The organism is Salegentibacter sp. (assembly GCF_036568425.1).
In the GTDB taxonomy this organism is placed as follows: domain Bacteria; phylum Bacteroidota; class Bacteroidia; order Flavobacteriales; family Flavobacteriaceae; genus Salegentibacter.
This window is the reverse complement of the sequence record NZ_DATCSO010000116.1, coordinates 1-24,051: the sequence shown is the minus strand read 5'-3', so window position 1 is coordinate 24,051 and position 24,051 is coordinate 1. Positions and strand designations below refer to the sequence as shown.

The 24,051-nt window shown below is 40.1% G+C and carries 16 protein-coding genes; 11 read left to right on the top strand and 5 right to left on the bottom strand.

Annotated features, from left to right (window positions below):
* Positions 1-250: 250 nt before the first annotated feature.
* Positions 251-1,123, bottom strand: coding sequence for an aldose 1-epimerase family protein (locus VIM94_RS11620; RefSeq protein ID WP_332039466.1), 873 nt, complete (start codon positions 1,121-1,123; stop codon positions 251-253).
* 1 nt (position 1,124) lies between these two features.
* A complete protein-coding gene (locus tag VIM94_RS11615) occupies positions 1,125-2,474 on the bottom strand; it encodes a DEAD/DEAH box helicase (protein ID WP_332039465.1) in 1,350 nt (449 codons plus the stop codon).
* Between the two features lie 475 nt (positions 2,475-2,949).
* Here VIM94_RS11615 and VIM94_RS11610 point away from each other — a divergent pair, with 475 nt between their 5' ends.
* The 8 genes from VIM94_RS11610 to VIM94_RS11575 all read left to right on the top strand — a co-directional run bounded on the left by VIM94_RS11610 (position 2,950) and on the right by VIM94_RS11575 (position 14,822).
* Positions 2,950-3,510, top strand: coding sequence for an NADPH-dependent FMN reductase (locus VIM94_RS11610; protein ID WP_332039464.1), 561 nt, complete (start codon positions 2,950-2,952; stop codon positions 3,508-3,510).
* A gap of 120 nt (positions 3,511-3,630) precedes the next feature.
* A complete protein-coding gene (pabB, locus tag VIM94_RS11605; protein ID WP_332039463.1) occupies positions 3,631-4,938 on the top strand; it encodes an aminodeoxychorismate synthase component I in 1,308 nt (435 codons plus the stop codon).
* 27 nt (positions 4,939-4,965) lie between these two features.
* Complete coding sequence (tilS, locus tag VIM94_RS11600; RefSeq protein ID WP_332039462.1) at positions 4,966-6,279, top strand: tRNA lysidine(34) synthetase TilS; 1,314 nt, start codon at positions 4,966-4,968, stop codon at positions 6,277-6,279.
* Entirely contained in the window at positions 6,276-8,294 is a 2,019-nt protein-coding gene (locus VIM94_RS11595) for a protein-disulfide reductase DsbD family protein (protein WP_332039461.1), read from the top strand. Before tilS ends, VIM94_RS11595 begins: the two co-directional genes overlap by 4 nt.
* Positions 8,295-8,355: 61 nt before the next feature.
* Positions 8,356-10,203, top strand: a complete 1,848-nt coding sequence (locus VIM94_RS11590) for a CocE/NonD family hydrolase (protein WP_332039460.1) — start codon at positions 8,356-8,358, stop codon at positions 10,201-10,203.
* 7 nt (positions 10,204-10,210) lie between these two features.
* The gene (locus VIM94_RS11585; RefSeq protein ID WP_332039459.1) at positions 10,211-12,031 is read left to right on the top strand and encodes a DUF885 domain-containing protein; all 1,821 of its coding nucleotides are present in this window, start codon (positions 10,211-10,213) and stop codon (positions 12,029-12,031) included.
* 13 nt (positions 12,032-12,044) lie between these two features.
* Positions 12,045-13,040, top strand: a complete 996-nt coding sequence (locus VIM94_RS11580; protein ID WP_332039458.1) for an aldose epimerase family protein — start codon at positions 12,045-12,047, stop codon at positions 13,038-13,040.
* 105 nt (positions 13,041-13,145) lie between these two features.
* Positions 13,146-14,822: a sodium/sugar symporter gene (locus tag VIM94_RS11575; RefSeq protein ID WP_332039457.1), complete on the top strand. Its 1,677-nt coding sequence runs from the start codon at positions 13,146-13,148 to the stop codon at positions 14,820-14,822.
* Between the two features lie 14 nt (positions 14,823-14,836).
* On the opposite strand, the gene VIM94_RS11570 is transcribed toward VIM94_RS11575, so the two are convergent.
* Together VIM94_RS11570 and galK are read right to left on the bottom strand one after the other, a co-directional pair.
* Positions 14,837-15,877, bottom strand: coding sequence for a UDP-glucose--hexose-1-phosphate uridylyltransferase (locus tag VIM94_RS11570; protein WP_332039456.1), 1,041 nt, complete (start codon positions 15,875-15,877; stop codon positions 14,837-14,839).
* Between the two features lie 4 nt (positions 15,878-15,881).
* Positions 15,882-17,024, bottom strand: coding sequence for a galactokinase (gene galK, locus VIM94_RS11565; protein ID WP_332039455.1), 1,143 nt, complete (start codon positions 17,022-17,024; stop codon positions 15,882-15,884).
* A 105-nt stretch (positions 17,025-17,129) separates the two neighbouring features.
* On the opposite strand from galK, the gene VIM94_RS11560 reads away from it, so the two are divergent.
* The 3 genes from VIM94_RS11560 (at position 17,130) to VIM94_RS11550 (ending at position 21,432) form a co-directional block, all read left to right on the top strand.
* A complete protein-coding gene (locus tag VIM94_RS11560; RefSeq protein WP_332039454.1) occupies positions 17,130-17,834 on the top strand; it encodes an NUDIX hydrolase in 705 nt (234 codons plus the stop codon).
* 120 nt (positions 17,835-17,954) lie between these two features.
* Complete coding sequence (locus VIM94_RS11555; protein WP_332039453.1) at positions 17,955-18,848, top strand: hydroxypyruvate isomerase family protein; 894 nt, start codon at positions 17,955-17,957, stop codon at positions 18,846-18,848.
* A 13-nt stretch (positions 18,849-18,861) separates the two neighbouring features.
* Entirely contained in the window at positions 18,862-21,432 is a 2,571-nt protein-coding gene (locus tag VIM94_RS11550; RefSeq protein WP_332039452.1) for a cellulase family glycosylhydrolase, read from the top strand.
* A gap of 83 nt (positions 21,433-21,515) precedes the next feature.
* Here the strand turns inward: VIM94_RS11550 and VIM94_RS11545 are convergent.
* Positions 21,516-24,051, bottom strand: a 2,536-nt coding sequence (locus tag VIM94_RS11545; protein WP_332039451.1) for an adenosylcobalamin-dependent ribonucleoside-diphosphate reductase, incomplete at its 5' end; no start/stop codon positions are given.

Genomic DNA, 24,051 nt, shown 5'->3' with positions numbered 1-24,051 from the left:
GATTTCCGGGTTTTATTTATTTTATGCTGCATTCATTTGGTATCTGTTCTTTACCTATCTTTATGAGGTTAATTTAAACACAGAAAAAATGTCCAAAGAAAAATCACCCTCGAAGAATTCGGCTAAAAAAGAGCCGGTTTTGAGTTTAAAGGAAAAACGTGCCGCTAAGGCCGCCAAGAAAAAGAACCGAACTTAAGAAAAGATAAAAAAATCCCGCCAGAGCGGGATTTTATATTTTTTTGGTGAAGGCTTAGTCAATATTAATCACATAGTCTGCCTGATAAATCTTCCCCGGCTCCAATTGCTCAATCCCTTCCTTGTTTTTCAGGTTTTGATCGGTGCCTTCCACATCGGCGATGCCCAACCAGGGTTCTATGCAAACATAAGGCGCCCCGGGTTTAGCCCAAATCCCAAGGTTTTTAAAATCAGGATATTCAACACTTAATACTGAACCTGAAATTTTACTTTTCAGGGCTACTTTTGTTGACGGAATATTTTTAAAAATAAGTGCATCATCCTCAAAAAGATCCTTCTTCAGCCAGATCTTATTTTCATTATCAAGAATCCCTTTAGTTTTTTTACTAACCAGGCCTTCATCATTCAGCAAATAGGTCCTCAAATCCATTTTCCTGTCAAATTCCAGATAGTAATCTTCGTAATCTTCATTCAGGGAAATCGGGGCGTTAAAAGCCGGATGCCCGCCAATTGAAAAATACATGGGTTTTTTATCCAAATTGGAAACCTTGTGAGATACTTCCAGACTTTTTCCATTTAATTTAAATGCGATTTGATAGATAAATTTGAAGGGGTATTGCTGCAAACTTTCTTCTGAAAACTGTAATTCAAAAACCAGTTCATTTTTGGTTTCTGATATTAACTGGATATTTTCGTTGTAACGCACAAACCCGTGTTTGGGCATTTTATAGGTTCTGTCTTCGAAAGTATATTCGCCGTTTTTCAACACACCAATTACAGGGAAGAGGTTCGGCGCCTGACTCGCCCAGATTTTGGGATTGCCTTGCCAAAGATGTTCAATGCCGGTTTCCAGGTTTTTGATACTGGAAAGTTCGGCCCCTACAGGGTTAACGGCTATACTAAGGAATTCATTTTTTATTTGATACATCTTATTTCTTTCTTCTTCGGTTGGCGTTTTTGTCACCCCTGGTTTTAGGTTTTTTATATTTCTTCGCAATTTCCCTTCTATAGGATCCGCCCAGATTTTCTTTTCTGTTTTTCTCTTTCTTCTCGTGAAAAGCAGGTCCCGGAGCATCGGCATCGGAAGTTTTTGAAGGATTGTTCGCTTCAAAGATCTTTGGTTGCTCTTCGGGGATCAATTCGGTAGAGATCTCAACTTCCTCCGGGAGTTCTCTCTGGGGGACTTCTATTTTCATCAAGTCCTCAATATTTTCCAGGTATTCGGTTTCAGCTTCCGTGGTTAGTAAAATCGATTTTCCTTCTTTTTCTGCCCGTCCCGTACGGCCAATGCGGTGCATATAATTTTCAGGATATTTCGGGGTGTCAAAGTTGATCACGTGGCTTACAGACTCAATATCCAGTCCCCGGGCCATCACATCGGTGGCAACCAGTATCCTGGAGTATCCGCTGCCAAATTGTTTAATGCTACGTAGCCTGTAGTTCTGGGTCTTATTGGAGTGGATTACATTGCATTCATCGGGAAAATGCGATTCAAGCTCCTGGTGAAGCCGGTCGGCCATTCGCTTGTAAGCTACAAAGATAAGTACCTTGGAGTAAGTTTCTTTATCCTGAAGAATATGTTTCAGAAAATTCACTTTGGTATTAAAATTCGGAATCCTGTAACCGGTTTGTTTGATATTGTCCAGGGGAGTTCCACTGGCCGCAACGGATATTTTCTCCGGACTCTTAAAATTAGTTTCGATTAAAATCTCCACATTTTCAGTGATTGTCGCCGAAAACATGATGTTTTGTCTGTTCTGTGGAAGCAATTCGAATATATTATTGATCTGAAACTTGAAGCCCAGGTCCAGCATAACATCTACTTCATCGATCACCAGTTTCTGTATAGATTTTAACTGAAGCGCACGTCTGAGAACTAAATCATAAAGTCTACCCGGCGTCGCCACAACTATATCCTGGCCTTGCATAAGATTTTGTTGCTGGGTATTGATATTTACCCCGCCATAGATTCCGGTTATGCGAACATTTATATAAGCGGTAAGCTTTTCGATCTCCTCCACAACCTGCACTACCAGTTCCCTGGTAGGCACCAGAATAAGTACTCGTGGATTTTTCTGTTCAGAATATTTAAGCATCCTTAAAATAGGAAGCATATAGGCAAAGGTCTTTCCTGTTCCGGTTTGAGCAATTCCCACCATATCTCTACCAGACATGATTGTGGAAAAAGATTTCTCTTGAATAGGAGTTGGTGTGTTAATGCCAATATCTTCCAGCGCATTGCGCAGGGGAGTGGTAATATTTAAATCCTGAAAAGTCACAGTTTGAAGTTTTTATGGGCCGGCAAAGTTAGTGAAACTCTGGTTTTAAAAACCGCTTTGGCGGTTTTTAAAACCGGTTAGTTGAACTAATCCCGCCGCAAGGCGGGATCTCATTGACCTCATCAGCCTGTAAAGCGTTCTGTTTCAAATTTTATCTAATTACCGAAGGCGGTTTTTAAAACCGGTTAGTTGAACTAATCCCGCTGCAAGGCGGGATCTCATCGATACAGCCCAGGCTTTTTGTTATGTTATTGTTGGGGTTTACAAGATCCAAAGAATTTATTTATAGCCAGTTAGTTGAACCTGTCAGACTCTGGCGGGCTAATTCCGCGATAGGGCTCTTTCTTTTTTAAAAAAACCGGCAGGTTGGTGCATCCTTTGCAGGCTTCCAGGCTTTTAAAAATGTTAAGGAAAACTTTCTAAGCTGTTGCTCTAAATTATATTTCTATATTTTTGAGTTCAATCTAAATCAACTATGAGAAAGATACTTGCCTTCACAGGCTCCAACAGCAGTACATCTATCAACGCGCAGTTATTGAACCATATTACAGGTCGCATTCAGGGACACCAGATTAAAACCATAAATCTAACCGATTATGAGTTGCCGGTTTACTGCGCCGATATAGAAAAAGAGCGGGGAATTCCTCTAAACGCAAGCATTATAAAAAACCAGATATCTGAGCACGATGCCCTGGTTATTACTGTGAATGAACACAACCGTAACGTCTCAGCTTTTTTTAAGAATATTATTGACTGGCTTTCGCGGCTTGACCGCAATTTTCTGGCCGGAAAAAAAATACTGCTTATGAGCACCTCACCGGGAGTTCGGGGAGGTGCTGCTGCCCTGGAGTATTGTAAAACAATTTTTCCGCGTTTCGGTGGGCAGGTTGTCCAAAGTTTTAGCTTAGCTTCTTTCAGGGATAATTTTAAAGATGGAAAAATATTAAATGAAGTGCTGGAATTAGGGATCGACGATGTGTTAACCAGTTTCTCTCAGGAGGTGGAAGAGAGCCCTGAAAACAACATTGAAAACTAATTTTAGTGAGTTTTTATAAAAAACCAATTTGATGAAATCTCACAATATGGTAAAAGCTTTGACATAATTTCATTCTTTAAGTTTCGTCTTTTTACCTTTGCCTTCCAAATCTAATTATTCGTGCGCAGCGCAAAACAATTTACAGTAGAAAACCCCAAAGATTTTAAACAAAAGTTACTTCATTGGAGCAGACAGTTTCAGGAGATTGCCTGGCTGGATAGCAATGAGTATATTCAAAAGCATGGCGAATTCGATGCACTACTGGCAGTGGGAGCCTTTACTGCTATCAAAACCGATTACCATAATGCTTTTGATAAACTTAAGGAGTATCAGGAGACTACTAAAGACTGGATTTTTGGTTATTTATCTTACGACCTGAAAAATGATGTGGAAGAGCTTTCCAGTAAAAATTTTGATGGTTTAGGCTTTCCTGATTTGTATTTTTTTCAGCCACAGAAATTGTTTCTGCTGAAGGGAGAAAGGCTTGAAATGCATTATCTAAGAATGGTTGACGATGAGATAGAGGATGATCTTTTGGAAATAAAGCAAAGTGCTCCTGCAAATTTTAAGCAGGAAAAAGTTGAAGAAGCTTCCTCCAAAACCTCCCAAATTCAGGCTCGTACTTCAGAGCAAGACTATCTGGGGAAAGTTGGGCAAATGCTAAACCACATTCAGCGGGGTGATATCTATGAGGCCAATTTCTGCCAGGAATTCTTTTCAGAAAACCGGGTAATTGATCCTTTCCGGGTTTTTCAGGACCTCAATGCTATTTCGGCGCCGCCGTTTGCAACTTTTTTGCGTCTGGAAGAGCATTATTTGCTTTCGGCATCACCGGAGCGCTATCTTAAAAAAACAGGGTCTAAACTTATTTCCCAGCCAATTAAAGGCACAGCCCGGCGCTCTGAAGATCCCACGGAAGATTCCAGAATTGCCGAAAATCTAAAGAACGATCCAAAGGAACGTTCAGAAAATGTGATGATCGTGGACCTGGTACGCAATGATCTTTCCAGAATCGCTAAGAAAGGAAGTGTGGAAGTGGAAGAGCTATGCCGGGTATATCATTTTAAACAGGTGCACCAGTTAGTTTCTACTATTTCTGCAGAACTCGAAGAGACTATTCCCCCGGTGGAAGCTCTGCGTGCTACCTTCCCTATGGGGAGTATGACCGGTGCGCCAAAGATTTCGGCAATGAAGATCATCGAGGAACTGGAAGATGCCAAACGCGGACTCTACAGCGGGGCTGTGGGCTATTTCACTCCAAATGGGGACTTCGACTTTAATGTGGTGATTCGCAGTATTCTTTATAATTCAGAAAAGGCCTATGTCTCTTTTTCGGTTGGTGGAGCGATAACGTCACAGTCAATTCCGGAGAAAGAATATGAGGAATGTCTTTTAAAGGCAAAAGCAATGCGGCAGGTACTTTCTTAAATCTGGCTTTTGTATCTTTGAATTGATATGGAAAAAGCTTTTAAAAATCTTATCAAAAATGAATTTTTTTATCTCTGTAATTCCAGGTTGTTACTGGCAGTTAGTGGAGGATTAGACAGTGTTGTACTTATGCATTTATGCAAAGAGGCAAAACTGGATTTCGCTGTAGCCCATTGCAATTTTAATCTCCGCGGAAAAGAGAGTGATGCAGACGAAAGCTTCGTGAAGAGCCTGGCCAAGGAAGTGGGGGCTCAGGTTTTTTCTCAAAATTTTGACACTAAAAGATATGCTGAAGATAAAGGTCTTTCTATTCAAATGGCTGCACGGGATTTGCGTTACCATTGGTTTGAAGAATTAAGACTTCAGCATAAATTTGATTTTGTACTTACCGCTCATCATGCTAACGACGATTTGGAGACTTTCCTTATAAATCTTGTTCGGGGGACCGGGTTGGAAGGCCTTTCAGGGATAAAAACTGAGAATAATAAAGTCATTCGTCCCCTGCTTCAGTTTTCAAGAAAAGAAATTGAGGCATACGCAAATCAGCAAAATATAAAATGGCGGGAAGATAGCAGCAATGCTTCAACCAAATATCTTCGGAATAAAATTAGGCACGAAATAATACCGCTTTTTGAGGAGCTTAATCCTGAGTTTTTAAAGGCATTTTTGCAAACCCAATCCTATTTAAAAGAGAGTCAGGACCTGGTGGAAGATTACATCAGCCTTATCTATCCTGAAACGGTAAAAAAAGGAAAGCTGGGCTATGAACTGGATATTGCTTTTCTTCGGAAGATTCCTAATACCAAATCGGTTTTATACCAGTTGTTGAAATCTTTTGGGTTTACTGAATGGAATGATGTACACAAGCTCCTGGATGCCCAACCGGGGAAGATGGTTTTTTCGGCTACACACAGGTTGGTAAAAGACAGGGAAAAACTCATTCTTACCGAGTTACCATCAGAAACCCATAATCAGGATTTTTATATCGATAAAAATGAAGAATTTGTGATGCTGCCCATTGGTACTTTTACATTTTCTGAAGTTGAGAAAATAGAGGAGAAGTCAAAAAATTGTATTTATGTTGATCCTAAGTTGCTTGAGTACCCGTTAGTTGTGCGTAAATGGCGAAAAGGAGACTACTTTTATCCTTTTGGAATGAAAGGAAAGAAGAAGCTTAGCGACTTCTTTAAGGACAAAAAATTATCCTTGCCCGAAAAGGAAAATAGCTGGTTGCTGTGTTCGGGACAAAAAATTGTTTGGGTGATCAACCAACGCGCCGATAATCGGTTTGCAATAAGTTCCCCAGATCAGCAAATATTAAAAATCACCTGTAATTTATGAAGTACCTGGCAAGTCTGTTTCTATTAGTTATTTCAATCACAACGGCTAATGCCCAGATTTTTGAAGACAACGATCAAAATTATCAGTTTTCTAATCCAATTAGCTGGAAAGCTGAGGTACAACAGGAGAACGATAGTATTTACAATCTGATTTTCACAGCTAAACTGGAAGAAGGCTGGCACCTGTATTCACAAAAGGAAGCCGATATAGAAATCGCTCCAATTCCTACTAAATTTACCTATAATAATTCTCCTGAAACCTATGAACTTATAGGTGAGACCGAAGAACCCGTCGCCGAGCCTTATTACGATGAAGTTTTTGGCGCCGATATCATTTATTTTGATGATGAAGCAGTCTTCACTCAAAAAATTAAGGTGATTGACTCTAAGGGACCTGTAGTTGCTGAGGTTTATTTCTCGGTTTGTGATGATGAGCAATGTTTGCCCCCGGAGACCGAACGTTTTACTATTTCCCTTGAGGATAAACAAGTGACAGCTGGTTTTACCGATCTTGAGATCTCAGACAGGGATCAGGAACTTGCCGATGCTCTGGACATGAATATTCAGGGAATGGAAGCTTACCAAACCAATGAAGAAGAGGAGGGAAATAATTTCACTAATATATTTCTTTTAGGATTTCTTGGGGGGCTTATCGCTTTATTAACCCCTTGTGTATTTCCTATGATTCCGTTAACGGTCTCCTTTTTTACCAAAGGAGCAAAAAACCGGAAAAGAGGAACTATTAATGCCATCTCTTACGGTTTCTTTATTGTTTTTATTTATCTGTTGTTGAGCTTACCTTTCCACCTGCTGGACAGTGTAAATCCGGAATTACTGAATAACATCTCCACCAATGTTACCCTGAATGTGCTTTTCTTTGTCATCTTCATCATTTTCGCTTTTTCTTTCTTTGGTTATTATGAAATTACCCTGCCCAGTTCATGGAGTAGTAAAATGGATGACAAGGCTTCCAGTGTAGGAGGGTTTATAGGGATTTTCTTTATGGCACTAACCCTGGCCCTGGTTTCTTTTTCGTGCACCGGCCCAATCCTGGGTTCTCTGCTTGGAGGTTCCTTAACCAGTGATGGTGGTGCGATACAGCTTTCAATAGGTATGGGTGGTTTTGGCCTTGCTCTGGCGTTACCCTTCGCTCTTTTTGCCCTATTTCCTAACTGGTTGAATTCACTGCCAAAGAGTGGGGGTTGGCTTAATACGGTGAAGGTAACACTTGGTTTTATAGAGCTTGGTCTTGCCTTTAAATTCCTATCTAATGCCGATCTTGTACAGCACTGGGGACTTTTAAAGCGTGAAGTATTTATTGGAATCTGGATCCTGGCCGGCTTAGGGCTGGTGGCTTATCTATTCGGATTGCTACGTTTTCCACATGATGGTTTTAAACAAAAAATAAGTAAAGGTCGTTTTGGAGTAGGGGTTTTGGTACTATTATTTGTGATCTATTTAATTCCCGGATTGACTAATACCAAGCACGCAAACCTAAAACTGCTAAGCGGATTCCCACCTCCATTGTTTTACAGTGTATATGATAAAGGGACTGAAGCTCCACTCGGTCTTGAAGCATACAAAGACTGGGAGAAAGGACTTGAAGCGGCAAAAAGGGAAAACAAACCAATAATGATAGATTTTACCGGCTGGGCCTGCGTAAACTGTCGTAAAATGGAAGAACAGGTTTGGAGTGAAACCGAAGTCTTCGAAACAATTAGAGACGATTATATTCTAATCTCTTTGTATGTAGATGATCGCAAAGAATTGGAAGAAGACGAGCAGTTTAATTACATAAGACCAAATGGCAGTATTAAACCAATAAAGACTATTGGTGATAAATGGGCCACTTTTCAAACTATTAATTTCCGTAATAACTCGCAGCCTTTTTATGTACTGGTAGATCCCCAGGTAAATATGTTACATGAACCCGTAGGTTATATGCCAGATGCCGATGAATATTACAACTGGTTGCAGGAAGGTCTGGAAAAATTCCGGGAGAGTTCTAATAATTAAAATTTCTTCCTGTTTATGCGGGTAATTTCTATCTTTAGGACTTTAATAATATATTCTTAAGATGAATTTACTCCGAAATTTTTTTATTGTATTGTTTATCAGTGGCCTTAGCCTTGAGCTTGTTGCGCAAACCGATGAGTTTAAGGTAAAAGATCATTATAATAAAACCGAGGTTGCTATCCCGATGCGTGATGGGATTAAACTGCATACCACTATTTATTCCCCTAAAGATACTTCCAGAGACTATCCAATTCTAATGCAGCGAACTCCCTATAGTTCGCGTCCTTATGGGGAAGATCAGTTCCGTTCGCTTATAGGTCCTAATAAATTCCTTATGGAGGAAGGCAATATAATTGTCTACCAGGATGTGCGGGGCCGTTGGATGAGCGAAGGAAAATATGATAATATGAGGGCTTTTATTCCCAATAAAAAAGGGAGTCAAACCGATGAGTCCAGCGATACTTACGATACCATTGAGTGGCTTATTAACAATGTAAAAAACAATAACGGCCGGGTAGGCACCTGGGGGATCTCTTACCCGGGGCATTACGCAATAGCTTCTTTATTGGATGCCCACCCCGCCCTTAAAGCTGTCTCTCCTCAGGCTGGAATCGGGGATTTTTATTTTGATGATTTTCACCATAATGGAGCATATCTTTTAAGCTATTGGCGCATAACTGCACTTTTTGGTTATCAGAAAGACGGCCCTACCGATGAAGCCTGGTATGAACTCCCCGGGCTCGGCACCCAGGATCAATACCAGTTTTTCCTGGATAATGGACCTTTGAGTAATCTTGATAAATATTACGGAGAGGACAACGAATTCTGGCAACAGTTAAAAGAACATCCTAATTACGATGAATTCTGGCAGAGTCGCGGGATCATTCAGCATCTGGAAGATATTAAGCCGGCCGTAATGGTCGTGGGAGGTTTATTTGATGCGGAAGACTTGTATGGCCCATTTGAAACCTATAAGAAGATAGAAAAACGCAGTGATAACTATAATACTATGGTGATGGGCCCATGGAGCCACGGCGACTGGGCACGTCTAACCGAAAGGCAGGCAGTAGGGAATGTATATTTTGGAGATAATATTTCGAAAGATTATCAGCAGAGTATAGAGACTAAATTCTTTAATCACTTTTTGAAAGGTGATGCAGGTGATAATTCTGGCTTGCCTGAAGCTTATTTGTATGACACCGGAGCACGGAAATGGAATACCTATAAACAATGGCCTCCACAGGGAGAAGAAAGAGTATTTTTCCTGGGTGAAGACCAACAACTCAGCCATAAAGCTTCAGCATCAAAAAAGAGTTTTGTAAGCGACATTAAGAAACCAGTGCCTTATAACGATGAGATCAAGGCAGTTTTCACGCCTCGCGAATATATGACCGGTGACCAGCGCTTTGCAGCCAGAAGGCCCGATGTGCTTATCTTTGAAACCGAACGGCTTGAGGAAGATATGAAGCTTGCCGGTGAAATTGAAGCCATTCTACAGGTTGCAACCACAGGCACAGCGGCCGATTGGGTGGTTAAGGTAATTGATGTTTATCCTATGGATGCTGAAGATTATGAAGAAACCATGCCACATCTCGATATGGACAACTATCATATGATGGTGCGAAGTGAGGTAATGCGCGGGCGTTTCAGAAATGGTTTTCAAAAACCGGAACCATTCACTCCCAATGAAAAAACTGAGGTTCGTATAAAGCTTCAGGATATAAACCATACCTTTAAAAAAGGTCATAAATTACAAATTCAGGTGCAGAGTACTTGGTTTCCGCTTATAGACCTTAACCCGCAAACTTACGTGCCTAATATTTTTGAAGCTTCAGAAGAAGATTTTAAAACCCAAACACATACTGTGTATGGTGATTCTCAGATTAAATTCACCGAAATAAAAAATTAATTATTTAATGAATTTCAGAATAAAAAAACAATATATAATTATTCTTTTGCTGGGGATTCTTGTTGCTTGCAAAGAAGAAAAAAACAATTATTCGGAAACCGAAATAGAAAAGGCATCAGCTGAACTCAACCAGTATTTTGACAAGGAGTTCCAAAAGGATTTAGATGATTCCCCGATGTTACAAACCCGTTTGGGTGACAAATCAAATTATGACCAATGGGATGATCTTTCTCACCTGAAATACGCTGAAGATCTCAAAAAAGCTAAAAAACGTCTTGAATATCTTGAAAAGGTTGATGTTGAAGCGCTAAACGAAGAAACCAGGTTAAGCTACAGACTGTATAAACAACAAATTGAAAATGAGATTGCCGATTATGATTATCGGTTTTATAATTATCCCGTAAACCAGATGCACGGGTACCAGGCAGAGCTACCTGCCTTTCTTATCAATATGCATCGTATCGATTCGGTGAGTGATGCCAGGGCTTATATCTCACGCCTGGAAGCTTTTCCGGGTTTGATAGAAGATATCATAGGCAATATAAAAATAAGGGAGCAGAATGGAATAGTGCCCCCCAAATTCGTTTTTGACAAAGTGCTGGAGGACAGCAGAAATATTATAAAAGGAAAGCCCTTTGGTAAAGCCAGCGAGCGAAGTGTGCTGTTAAAAGATTTCTATTCAAAAGTTCAGCGATTGAATATTTCAAGTGAAGAAAAACGAAAACTCATAAGCGATGCCCAGCAGGCTCTTATCGATAATGTTAAACCCGCTTACGAAAACCTGATCGCCACCTTGGAAAATCAACAAAAACGCGCAACTACTGAGGATGGTGTTTGGAAGTTTCCGAAGGGAAATGAATTTTATAATAATGCTTTAAGGAGAATTACTACCACCAATCTTACTGCGGAAGAAATTCATGAGATAGGGAAATCTGAAGTAGCCAGGATTCATGCAGAAATGGAAGGTCTTATGGAGGAAGTGGGCTTTGAGGGTTCTATGCGGGAATTCTTCGAGTTTATGCGGAATGATCCGCAATTTTATTACGAAGATTCTCCTGAAGGACGTGAAAAGTACCTCGCTGAAGCCACCGATATTATCAACACCATGAAAGGGCGACTTGATGAGCTCTTTTTAACCCAGCCTGAAGCCGATATTGTGGTAAAGGCAGTAGAACCATTTAGAGAACGCAGTGCCGGAAAAGCTTTTTATCAGCAACCGGCAAAAGATGGTTCTCGTCCCGGGATCTATTATGCTAATTTATATGATATGAAGGCTATGCCCATCTACCAAATGGAAGCTCTGGCTTACCACGAGGGAATTCCCGGTCATCATATGCAGTTGGCTATTGCTCAGGAACTTGAAAATATTCCTGAATTCAGAAAACATAGTTTCTATATGGCTTATGTTGAGGGATGGGGACTCTATAGCGAGCTTGTCCCAAAAGAAATTGGTTTTTATGAAAATCCATATTCAAATTTTGGAAGGCTTGCCATGGAACTCTGGCGATCCTGTCGCCTGGTTGTAGATACCGGAATTCACGCTAAAAAATGGACACGGGAAGAAGGTATAGACTATTATAAACAAAACACCCCGAATGCTGAAAGTGATGCCATAAAAATGGTAGAAAGGCATATTGTAATGCCAGGCCAGGCTACAGCTTATAAAGTGGGTATGAATAAGATACTTGAGTTAAGAGAAACCGCTATGACCGAATTAGGGGATGATTTTGATATCAGGGAGTTTCATGATGTGATTTTATTGAATGGGGCTATGCCATTAAATATTCTGGAGGAAAGAGTGATGAACTGGATAGAAGAGAAAAACTAATTAATTAGAAAAATTGAAAACGATCACGCAAGAAGAATTGAAGACTATCCAATTGTTGAATAAAAAGCAAAGCAAGCTTGAAATTCTCAATTATGGGGCGGCCATTCTCAGTTTTATAATTAAGGATAAAAAGGATAGACTCACGAATGTAATAGTTTCTCCCAGAGCCAGTGAGTTTGTTAAACCTGATTATAAGGCCCATAACAAATGTTTCGGAGCTTCTGTGGGGCGTTATGCCGGTCGAATCTCCAATGGAAAGTTTAACCTGGATGGCCAAAACTATGAACTTCAACAGAAAAACGGAGTGCACCTCCACGGGGGGGATTTTGGATTTCCTTATAAAATTTGGAAAATAGAAGAGCAGACTTCCGGAGAAAACCCATCGGTTAAACTTTCTTATCTAAGTAAAGATGGGGAAGAGGGCTACCCGGGAAATTTAAAGGCAACGGTGAAATACACCCTTACCGAAGCAGATGAAATTTTAATTGAATACACTGCTTCCAGCGATAAGAAAACCGTGGTTAACCTTACCAACCACGCTTATTTTAACCTTAATGGAGAGGGTAGTGTGAGTGATCATTTTCTTCAAATTTCCGCTAAGAAAATTCTACAGGTAAATGATAAAATGTTGCCAACGGGAGACCTGGTAAAACTTAAAGGTCAGCCAAAAGATTTTAGCGAAAGCAAACTAATTGGAAATCGCTCTTTGGATGATAGTTTTGTCCTAATTAATGAAAAAAATGAGAATGCGGCTGTACTGTTTGCTCCATTAACCGGAATAAAAATGGAACTTAAGACCAATCAACCCGCATTGGTGGCCTATGCTCCTGAAGAATTGCCCGATGACTTGGAGTATAAAACCCTGATTTCAGAGAAGTATCCTTCTATTTGTCTGGAAGCACAAAATTTTCCTGATTCCCCTAATTTCAGGAATTTTCCTTCTAGCGTACTTAAACCCGGAGACTTGTACTACAACCGGATTTCACTAAAATTTCAGGTAGCATCCTAAGTCTGTAATAATAAATGTAATTATTACTTTTATTAAGTAATTAATTTTATATTTAACAAAAATTTCACAGGCTTATAAAAGCTATTCATATTAATAAACTGGAGTATGGAGTTTGGATTTTTAGATCAGTTGGTTTTTGTTGTTTATGCATTAGGTATCGTTGCTATCGGGTTGTGGGTTTCCCGGGGAAAAGGGAGTACTTCTGAAGATTATTTTCTTGCCGGTAAATCGCTTCCCTGGTGGGCTATTGGAGCCTCCTTAATCGCTGCCAATATTTCTGCCGAACAGTTTATAGGAATGTCGGGATCTGGTTTTGCTATAGGCCTGGCAATCGCTTCCTATGAATGGATGGCAGCCTTAACCTTACTCATTGTAGGGAAATTTTTCCTGCCAATTTTCATTAAAAAAGGGTTGTATACTATCCCTGAATTTGTGGAGGTGCGCTACGGTACAAGTCTAAAAACCATTCTCGCAGTATTTTGGATCGCCCTTTTTATTTTTGTGAATCTAACTTCCGTACTATACCTGGGAGCAACAGCGCTTGATACTATTATAGGTGATGGCGACGGTTCTATTTTCCTTTATTCAATCTTTGGGCTGGCACTCTTTGCTGCAGCTTATTCGCTCTATGGTGGGCTTTCTGCGGTGGCATGGACTGATGTTGTCCAGGTAATATTACTTATTATTGGTGGGTTGATAATGACCTATATTGCACTGGATAATGTTACTGATGGAGGCGGAGTTATAAACGGAATAGTCTCTATTTATGAACAGGTTCCAGGTAAGTTTTCTATGATCCTTGAAAAAGGTGAGATCATCACACCTAATGGGAAAGATGCCTGGTGGGATCTTCCGGGGCTGGCTGTACTTATTGGTGGGATGTGGGTAGCAAATCTCTATTACTGGGGTTTTAATCAGTATATAATTCAGAGAACCCTGGCGGCAAAAAGCTTAAGGGAATCCCAAAAGGGAATAGTTCTGGCAGCTTTTCTAAAGCTTGTCATACCGCTTATAGTTGTAATTCCCGGTATTATTGCATTTGTAATGAATACCGGACCAAACGGGGAAATATCTTCAGCATTTACCGATATTTCTTTCTTTTCGGGGACAGGGAATGTCGTCAACGATAATGCTGCCCCCTGGTTGATCAAGGAGTTTATTCCGGCAGGGCTTAAAGGACTTGTTTTAGCGGCCCTGGCCGCTGCGATAGTGTCGTCGGTTGCTTCGATGCTGAACTCTACCGCGACAATTTTCACAATGGATATTTATAAACCATATTTTCAGAAAGGGAAATCTGAAAAAGGGCTGGTGAAAGTTGGACGTATATCGGCTTCTATTGCCCTTATTATTGCGGTAATACTGGCTCCGCAATTAAAGAATCTCGGACAGGTGTTTCAATACATTCAGGAATATACGGGAGTTGTTAGTCCTGGAATTCTTGCAGTATTTATGCTGGGACTCTTCTGGAGAAAGACTACAAATAAGGCAGCTATTTATGGAGTGCTTGCCTCTATTCCAATTGCATTTTACTTCAAGATAGGGCCAAACGCTTGGATTGATAGTCCGTTATTCCCAAATCTCCCATTTATGCATCAGATGATGGCCACCTGGCTTCTAACTATGGCTTTAATGGTTGTTATAAGCCTGGTGGAAGGGAAAGGTAAAGATCACGAAAAATCTATTCCTTTGAGTAAGGAATTATTTAAAACAGGTCGTGCTTTTAATATTGGAAGTTTCGCTGTGTTACTTATCCTGGTAATGCTTTACGCTTTATTCTGGTAGGAAAAAGTTTTTTATTACCGGAAAGAATAATGTTCTTCCGGTAATTCTCTTAATCTCTTAGCCGCATCTTCTGCTGTGATGTCCCGTTGGGGGCCTGCAAACATTTCATAGCCTACCATGAACTTTTTAACTGTTGCCGAGCGCAATAAGGGGGGATAAAAACTCATATGAAAGTGCCATTCGGGGTGTTTCTGGCCATCGGTTGGAGCCTGGTGTATCCCTGAAGAGTAGGGAAAAGAAGTTTCAAAAAGGTTATCATATTTAACGGTGAGCTTCTTAATAATTGTGGCAAAATCTACTTCCTCTTCTTCATTTAACTGCCCAATATGTTGATAATGATGCTTGGGAATTATCATGGCCTCGAAGGGCCATACAGCCCAGTAAGGAACCAGTGCAACAAAATGTTTTGTTTCTTCAAGGATGCGTTCCTGTAGGTTTAGCTCCTGGTTGAGGTAATCTTTTACCAGGCTACGTTTATTTTCTTCCCAGTGTTTTCTAAGATGTTCAGATTTTTTCTGAACCTCTGTCGGGATAGATTTCTGAGCCCAGATCTGCCCGTGAGGATGTGGGTTGCTACATCCCATGATCTCCCCTTTATTTTCAAATATCTGCACGTAATTGATGTGCTCCATGGCACCCAGGTCTTTATATTCCTTTTTCCAAAGTTTGACCACCTCTGTAATTGCCTCAACTTTCATTACGGGAAGGGTAAGGGAATGATCTGGAGAAAAACAGACTACTTTACAAATTCCACTTTCCGGTTCGGCTTGTAGAAGATTTTGTTCTACCGCTTCCGAAGGATTTTCAGGCAAAAGCGCCGGAAAGTCATTCTCAAAGGAAAAAGGTTTTTTGTAATCAGGATTAGTCTTTCCGCTATTACGGGTATTTCCCGGACACAGGTAGCAAGATGGATCGTAAGCTTCTCTTTTCTTCGCGGTTTGTTTCTCGGTTTTTCCCTGCCAGGGACGTTTTGTACGGTGTGGCGAAACCAGGATCCATTCTCCGGTTAATATATTATAGCGCCTATGAGGAGTTGTATTGATATCTGTGCTCATTGTCTTAGTTTTTCTTAATAATGGTTCCGGCACCGGCTTCAACGATAATTGGGTCTGGGTGTATACCAAATTCTTTGAAATAGGCTTTATCTGTTTCCCTGATAAAATCATCAGTTTTTTCGGCCTCAATAATATTGATGGTACAACCACCAAACCCGCCGCCCATCATCCTGGCCCCATGAACAAAATCCTTGTCACGGGAAATATTCACAAGAAAATTTAATTCTGGACAGCTCACTTCATATTTATGTTGCAATCCGTCATGGGAAGCATACATCAGGTTTCCAAATTCCTTAAGATTGGCATTTTTTATTGCTTCAGCAGCTTTAAGTACCCTTTTGTTTTCCCCAATCACGTAGTTGCATCGATCATAGATCTTGCCTGGTAATTTATTTTTAAAATCTTCAAGCATTGGTTCATCTACATCACGCAGACTTTTAACTCCAGGTTGAGTTTCAGCAATAATTCTTACTCCTTCCTCGCATTCCTGCCTGCGGGTATTGTATTCACTATCGGCAAGACTGTGGGAAACTCCGGTATTCAATAATAGAATTTTGCAATTTTTGAAATCGGCCGGGATGTATTCAGTATCGAGGCTTTTACAATCAAGAAGAATTAAATGATCTTTTTTGCTCATCACGGAGGCAAACTGGTCCATAATTCCACAATTGGAACCAACGAAATTATGTTCTGCACGTTGAGCGAGTTTAATGATGTCAATCTTGCTAAGTTGCAGCTCGAATAATTCATTCAATCCACTTGCCAGACCACATTCTAAAGCTGCTGATGAGCTTATTCCGGCTCCAATAGGTAAGTTGCTCTTTAACACACAATCGAAGCCGCTTAGCTTCTTTCCTGATTTCTGGATTTCATTTACTACTCCGATAATATAATTCTCCCAACTGTTTTTACTTTTTGCAATCGTTTCCAGATTAAACTCAAAAGACGAATCATAAGTTTCGCTATAAACTCTGCAAAGGCTTTGAGAATTATTTGCACTCAGCTTAATAAAAATCTTTTTATCAATTGCCGTTGGCATCACAAAACCATTATTATAATCTGTATGCTCCCCAATTAGGTTTATGCGGCCTGGAGATTCTATTTCAATTTGGGCCTTAAATTTTTTAAAACTTATATCACTGTTCAAAATTTGCAACTTTAGATGAGTTCCAAAGATAATAAATGTAAAAATTACATTAATAATTTTAAAAAGAAAATTTTCTTTTGCTTATATTTAACAAAAATATAATAGATGCCCGAAACCATAATTGATTTTTACAAGCCCAGCGACAAAATGTATGTAGCCACAGATTGTTTGATCTTTGGTTTTGACGAGGGGCAATTAAAATTACTTGTTTTTAAGCGAAGGGTAGAACCCAGGAGAGGAGAATGGTCTTTAATTGGCAGTTTTGTTAATTTGGATGAAGATGTGGAGGTAGCCGCAAAAAGAGTTCTTGCCGAAATCACTGGCCTGGAGAATGTTTTTATGGAGCAATTGGGGGCATATGGTGCGGCTGGACGTGATCCCGGTTACAGAACCATTTCGATTGTTCAGTATGCCCTGATAAGGATAAACGATTATGATAAAAAGCTGGTGGAAAGTCATGGAGCTCATTGGTTTGATATAAATGAGGTGCCCGAGCTTGTTTTGGATCATGATAAAATGTTCGCCCATGGTCTGGAGAAATTGAGAAGAAAGGCACGTTATCAACCCATAGGTTTTGAGCTTCTACCGGAGAAATTCACCATCCCCCAGTTGCAGAAACTCTATGAGGTGATTTACCAAAAGGAGCTTGATGGAAGAAACTTCCGTAAAAAGCTTCTTTCTCTGAATGTACTTATAAAACTTAATGAAAAAGACAAGTCTACCTCGCGCCGGGGAGCATTCCTTTATAAATTCGATTACAAAAAATATCAGCAATTACTTAAATCCGGTTATAACTTCGAAATAACCTGATAAATTTCCTTGAATGTTAAATCTAAAAGTTGTGTTAAAAAAACTAACCTAAATTTTTTGTTTTTATTGAAATAATTGTAAAATTTACCTTTATAAAAAATTCTTTCAGAAATATGACTTATGGGGAATAAATATTCAAGGCGTGATGCCCTTAAAACAATGGTGATTGGTTCAGGAGCGCTTAGTATTGGAGGGGTGGTTTCATCCTTTGCCGCCATTAATTTTATCGATAAGAACGAAGCTGAAAAAAACAGTCAGAAAATTAACCACTCGGTTTGTCGCTGGTGTTTTCAGGATATTCCTTTAGATAATTTCGCTCAGCAATGTGCAGCTCTGGGAATTAGGGCCATAGATCTTTTGAAACCTTCTGAATGGAAAACAGTTGAAAAATACGGTCTTGTTTGTTCTATGGCTACCGATGATTTTGCGGATGTGAAAAATGGATTTAACAATACTGAGAATCATGAGATACTTCAGAAGAACTATAAGGGGCTTATTGACAAAGCCTCAGAGCACCATATTAAAAATGTCATTGTGTTTTCCGGAAACCGCCGGGGAATCGATGAGAAATCCGGGATAAAAAATTGCATAGCTGGATTAAGACCTTTGCTTAGCTATGCCGAAAACAAAAATGTTAACCTGGTAATGGAACTTCTTAACAGCAAGGTAGATTATCCTGATTATATGTGCGATAACACGGAATGGGGAATTGCGCTGGCCGAAGAACTCGATGCCCCTAACTTTAAATTGCTATTCGACATTTACCATATGCAGGTGATGGAAGGCGATATAATCGCTACTATCAAAAAGCATCATAAACATATTAACCATTTTCACACTGCAGGTGTCCCCAATCGAAATGAGATCAATGACACCCAGGAGCTTAATTACGCCGCGATCATGAAGACCATTATTGAAACCGGTTTTGAAGGTTACGTTGCCCATGAATTTATACCTACATACAGAAATAAAATGGCTGGTTTGCAAGAGGTTATACAGATTTGTAATGTTTAAAAATCAGAATAGTATGTATTTCAAAATACTTGTCCTCTGTTTGGCCGTTTTAACTTCAAACATAGCTATCTCCCAGGAAAAAGGAGATGTTTATGTCGATGAAACCGGCCTGATGCATTGGAGCCATAACGGGAAAGAAGTTAAAGGCTTTGGTGTAAATTATTCAGCTCCATTTGCCCATGCCTATCGTTCAGCGCAAAAATTAGGGGTAGATCTAAAGACTGTTATAGACCAGGATGTCTATCATTTTTCCAGGCTTGGCTTCGATCTTTACCGAATACACGTTTGGGATACCGAAATTAGTGATGAAGAGGGTAATTTGCTGGAAAATGAACACTTGGAAATCTTCGATTATCTTCTAAAACAATTAAAAGACCGGGGGATAAATTTTGTGCTTACCCCTATTGCATATTGGGGGAACGGTTGGCCTGAACCCGATGAAGATACTCCAGGTTTTTCTAATAAGTATGGGAAAGCAGAAAGCCTTACCGATGCCGCTGCAATAAAAGCCCAGCAAAATTACCTGGCGCAGTTTTTAAATCATGTGAATCCATATACCGGGAATGCTTATAAAGATGAGCCGAATATTATTGCTTTTGAAGTTAGTAATGAACCACATCACCGGGGCGAGCCGGAAGAGGTAACAGATTTCATTCAGAAAATGCTTGATGCCATACGCAGCACCGGTACTAAAAAACCGATTTTTTATAATGTGACCCACAGTATTAACCTTGCTGAAGCTTATTTTGATGCCGATATCCAGGGAGGGACGTTCCAGTGGTACCCAACAGGTTTAGGATTTCAGAAGGAACTGGAAGGTAATTTATTACCAAATGTGGATGATTATCATATTCCATTTGATGATGTGATAACCAAAAATGGTGGTGCTAAACTGGTGTATGAATTTGATGCTGCCGATGTAAATAAATCTTACATCTATCCTGCGATGGCCCGCAGTTTTAGAGAGGCAGGCATCCAAATTGCGACACATTTTGCCTACGATCCCGCTTATCTCGCTCACGTAAATACCGAGTATAACACGCATTATATGAATTTGGCGTATACCCCGCAAAAGGCCCTGGCCTTAATGATTGCTGGGGAAGTTTTTCATCGCGTTCCTGTAAACGCCGATTTTGGTGCTTATCCTGAGAATCTCATATTCCAGGATTTTGAAATCAGTTATGAAGATAATCTGGCAGTATTGAATTCTGCAGATAAATTTATTTATACCAATACCAATTCGCTGCAACCAAAATCCGGAGATGAACTTAAGCTTATTGCCGGTTACGGAAATTCAGAGTCGGTAAAATATGAGGGCAAGGGTGCATATTTCCTTGATAAATTAAAAGATGGCGTTTGGCGATTAGAAGTTATGCCCGATGCTATTTTGGTAGATAACCCTTTTGGAGCAAATAGCCTGGAAAAAACTGTGGCCATAATTAATTGGAACGAATGGGAAATGAGTCTTGATCTACCCAGCTTGACAAGTGAATTTAGTATTGAAGCTTTAAATGATGGAAATAAATTTAAGCCTGAAGTTTTTGAAAAAACCTTTAAAATAAAGCCCGGGACTTATCTTGTGAAAGCTTCAGGAGTGGATTTCGATAAAGCTTCAGCAGACCTGCAGAAATTTGAATTGGAGGAATTCAGTGCGCCTGAGACTACTGTAGAAGGAACTTATGTGATTCACGAGCCGGTTAAGGAAATTTCTTCAGCTTCAGAATTAGAAATTTCTGTGGAGATTGTTTCCAATGAAAAAATTGAAAAAGTGGAAGTCTGGTTGCAAAATGGGAATACTTACGAGAGTATTCATTTGAAAAATAAAACAGGATATACTTATTCTGCCCAAGTTCCCCAAAAGTTGTTGGCTCAGGGTTTTTTAAAATACCGAATAATTGTCTACACGGAGGAAGGAGATTTTACCTTTCCTGGAAATGTGGTCGGTAACCCCGGAGATTGGGATTTTCATTCATCAGATGAATATCGAGTGAGCATTGTGGCAAAGGAGTCTCCAATAGTTCTTTTTAATGCCATTGAAGATGAAGATTATATAGTGGGAGAGTGGCTGCCAACGCTTAATTTAGTGCCAACTGCCAACCCTAATGAAGCCGAATATCGAGTGAATGTTGAGAAATTATTCCGAAAGGATATTGAAAATCCTGAAGCTACTCCAATTTATGATTACTCTTTCAAGTATAATTTCAACAGAAAAACTCAAGGACGAAAAACTGAATTTTCTAGGAAAGATAAACTTATGGTGAAAGCCAGGGCTTTAAATGAGAAGTCCACCAAACTACAGCTTGCCTTTGTGATGAAAAATGGAGCTGCCTTCGGTAAAATCATCGATCTGGTTCCTGAAACCAGAGAATATGAAATCTCACTTAGCGACTTGAAACCGGTAAAAACAGTTAGTCTGCCAAGACCTTATCCAACATTTTTGCCTTATTATTTTGAGCATAGAAATTTAGATGAGTTTAATATCGAGGATGTAGAAAGCCTTCAGTTTTCTATCGGCCCCGGCTTGAGTGAAGAAGAGCGATTTGAAAAGCACGGAGTGGGAATTATTAACGTGCTGCTTCAGTAATAATTATTATAACCTTCCCCAAAACAAAAAGGTCTTTCAGAATTTCTGAAAGACCTTTTTTAATCTAATCCTACAAGAGCTTGCTATCCACATTTGGAAGAACCGCAATCCTGACAGGTAAGGCAGCCTTCCTGATACATAAGATTAGACGAGCCGCAATTACTGCATTTTTGTTTTTTAGCCAGCGTTCCGTCAGCAACATATCGCTTCAGGGCACGGGCTACCCCGTTTTTCCAGGTGTTTATGGATTCGCTGTCCAGCTGCAGACTGTTGATAAGATCCACAACTTTTTCTATAGACATTCCGTGGCGCAGAGTACTTGAAATAAGTTTTGCGTAATTCCAGTATTCAGGATTAAATTTATGAGATAGGCCTTCTATGGTAGTTTTGTAACCGCGCTTGTTCTCATATTGGAAGTCATATCTTGAGGTTCCATCTTCGTTTCTGTTCTTAATAATCAGTCCTTCGTTTACCCAGCGTGGAATAAGAATTCCATCTTCATCATCAGCAAATCCGGTAAAGATCTCGTAGGGTCTATCGTCTATTAGGCCTATAAAGGCGATCCATTTATCTTTGTTATTCTGGAACCTAACAACATCGGCAGTAAGAACTTCCGGCCTGGTGGTTGGGAAAGGAGAGTGACTTTCTGTTTCGTTCTCTTCTTTTTTATCCTCATTAGATAAAAGAACACCACTTCGGGAGCCATCGCGATAGACGGTTACCCCTTTACATCCGGCCTGCCATGCTTCAAGGTAAAGCTGGCCAACCAGTTCTTCGGTAGCATCGTTTGGTAGGTTTATGGTTACACTAATGGAGTGATCTACCCATTTTTGAACCGCTCCCTGCATACGCACTTTGCTCAACCAGTCAACATCGTTAGAAGTGGCCTGGTAATAGGGAGAAGCTTTAACAAGTTCGTCAAGTTCAACCTGGGTATAAGGCCGGTCTATGTCATGGCCCTTCACTTTCATCCATTCTTTGAAGCGGTGGTGGAAAACTACGTATTCTTCCCAGGAGTCACCAACTTCATCTACGAAATCAACTCTGCTATCTTTATCGTTGGGATTTACCTTTCTTCTACGTTTGTAAACCGGCAGGAATACCGGTTCGATCCCGGAAGTTGTCTGTGTCATTAAACTTGTAGTTCCGGTTGGGGCGATGGTAAGTAAAGCGATATTTCTACGGCCGTACTCGAGCATGTCATAATAAAGTTTTTCATCGGCATCTTTAAGACGAAGGATGAACGGATTATTCTTCTCTCTTTCTGAGTCGAATATCCCGAAAGCTCCACGTTCCTTTGCTGCGTAAACCGAAGCACGATATGCTTCCAGGGCGATTGTTTTATGGATTTCTGTCGAGAAATCTATGCCTTTGTCACTTCCATATTTAATACCAAGAGCGGCCAGCATATCACCCTCAGCAGTGATGCCTATCCCGGTTCTTCTTCCTTCGTTGGCTTTTTTCTGAATATTTAACCAAAGATTTCTTTCTACACCTTTTATATCAAGACCTTCAGGATCGGCGTCAATTTTTTCTATGATTCTATCTATTTTTTCAAGCTCAAGATCGATAATGTCATCCATAATTCGCTGAGCTGCCGCGATATGTTTTTTGAAAAGATCAAAATTGAAACTAGCCTTATCTGTAAATGGATTTTCTACGTAAGAGAAAAGATTGATCGCCAATAACCTACAGGAATCGTAAGGACAAAGTGGAATTTCCCCACAAGGATTTGTAGATACGGTTTTGTAACCAAGATCGGCATAACAGTCCGGCACCGATTCATTTATGATGGTATCCCAGAAAAGTATTCCAGGCTCGGCCGATTTCCAGGCATTGTGAATAATTTTTTTCCATAGTTTATTAGCTTCAATTTTCTTGGTATTTTTAGGATTTTCACTGAAGATGGGATATTTCTGAACGTATTTCTTATCATCCTTGACCGCACGCATAAACTCATCATCAATACGCACAGAAACGTTGGCACCGGTAACTTTACCCTGTTCCATTTTAGCGTTGATGAAATCTTCAGAATCAGGGTGATTAATAGAAACTGAAAGCATAAGAGCACCGCGTCTTCCATCCTGGGCCACCTCACGCGTAGAATTGGAATAGCGCTCCATAAAAGGAACAATTCCGGTAGAAGTGAGGGCCGAATTCTTTACAGCAGAACCCTTGGGCCGTATATGAGAAAGGTCATGGCCAACCCCACCACGGCGTTTCATAAGCTGTACCTGTTCCTGATCTATTTTCATAATCCCACCATAGGAATCTGAATTGCCATTGTTCCCTATTACAAAACAGTTTGATAGAGAGGCGATCTGGTAAGGGTTTCCAATACCCGCCATCGGACTTCCCTGGGGAACGATATATTTGAAATCTTTGATGAAGTCAAAAACTTCATTCTCGCTCATCGGATTTGGATAACGTTTTTCGATTCGGGCGATTTCTTTCGCGATGCGGCGATGCATATCGTTGGGAGTAAGCTCATAAATATTCCCTTCAGAATCTTTCAGGGCATATTTGTTTACCCATACCCGGGCAGCTAAGTCATCTCCTTTAAAATACTCGAGGGAAGCTTTGAAAGCTTCATCCTGGCTGTAAGTTTTTGGAGGGGCG

Excerpts from the sequence above, each read along its gene's own strand:
- VIM94_RS11620 (WP_332039466.1), bottom strand. The coding sequence starts at position 1,123 with ATGTATCAAATAAAAAATGAATTCCTTAGTATAGCCGTTAACCCTGTA.
- VIM94_RS11610 (WP_332039464.1), top strand. The coding sequence starts at position 2,950 with ATGAGAAAGATACTTGCCTTCACAGGCTCCAACAGCAGTACATCTATC.
- tilS (WP_332039462.1), top strand. The coding sequence starts at position 4,966 with ATGGAAAAAGCTTTTAAAAATCTTATCAAAAATGAATTTTTTTATCTC.
- VIM94_RS11595 (WP_332039461.1), top strand. The coding sequence starts at position 6,276 with ATGAAGTACCTGGCAAGTCTGTTTCTATTAGTTATTTCAATCACAACG.
- VIM94_RS11590 (WP_332039460.1), top strand. The coding sequence starts at position 8,356 with ATGAATTTACTCCGAAATTTTTTTATTGTATTGTTTATCAGTGGCCTT.
- VIM94_RS11585 (WP_332039459.1), top strand. The coding sequence starts at position 10,211 with ATGAATTTCAGAATAAAAAAACAATATATAATTATTCTTTTGCTGGGG.
- VIM94_RS11575 (WP_332039457.1), top strand. The coding sequence starts at position 13,146 with ATGGAGTTTGGATTTTTAGATCAGTTGGTTTTTGTTGTTTATGCATTA.
- VIM94_RS11570 (WP_332039456.1), bottom strand. The coding sequence starts at position 15,877 with ATGAGCACAGATATCAATACAACTCCTCATAGGCGCTATAATATATTA.
- VIM94_RS11560 (WP_332039454.1), top strand. The coding sequence starts at position 17,130 with ATGCCCGAAACCATAATTGATTTTTACAAGCCCAGCGACAAAATGTAT.
- VIM94_RS11555 (WP_332039453.1), top strand. The coding sequence starts at position 17,955 with ATGGGGAATAAATATTCAAGGCGTGATGCCCTTAAAACAATGGTGATT.
- VIM94_RS11550 (WP_332039452.1), top strand. The coding sequence starts at position 18,862 with ATGTATTTCAAAATACTTGTCCTCTGTTTGGCCGTTTTAACTTCAAAC.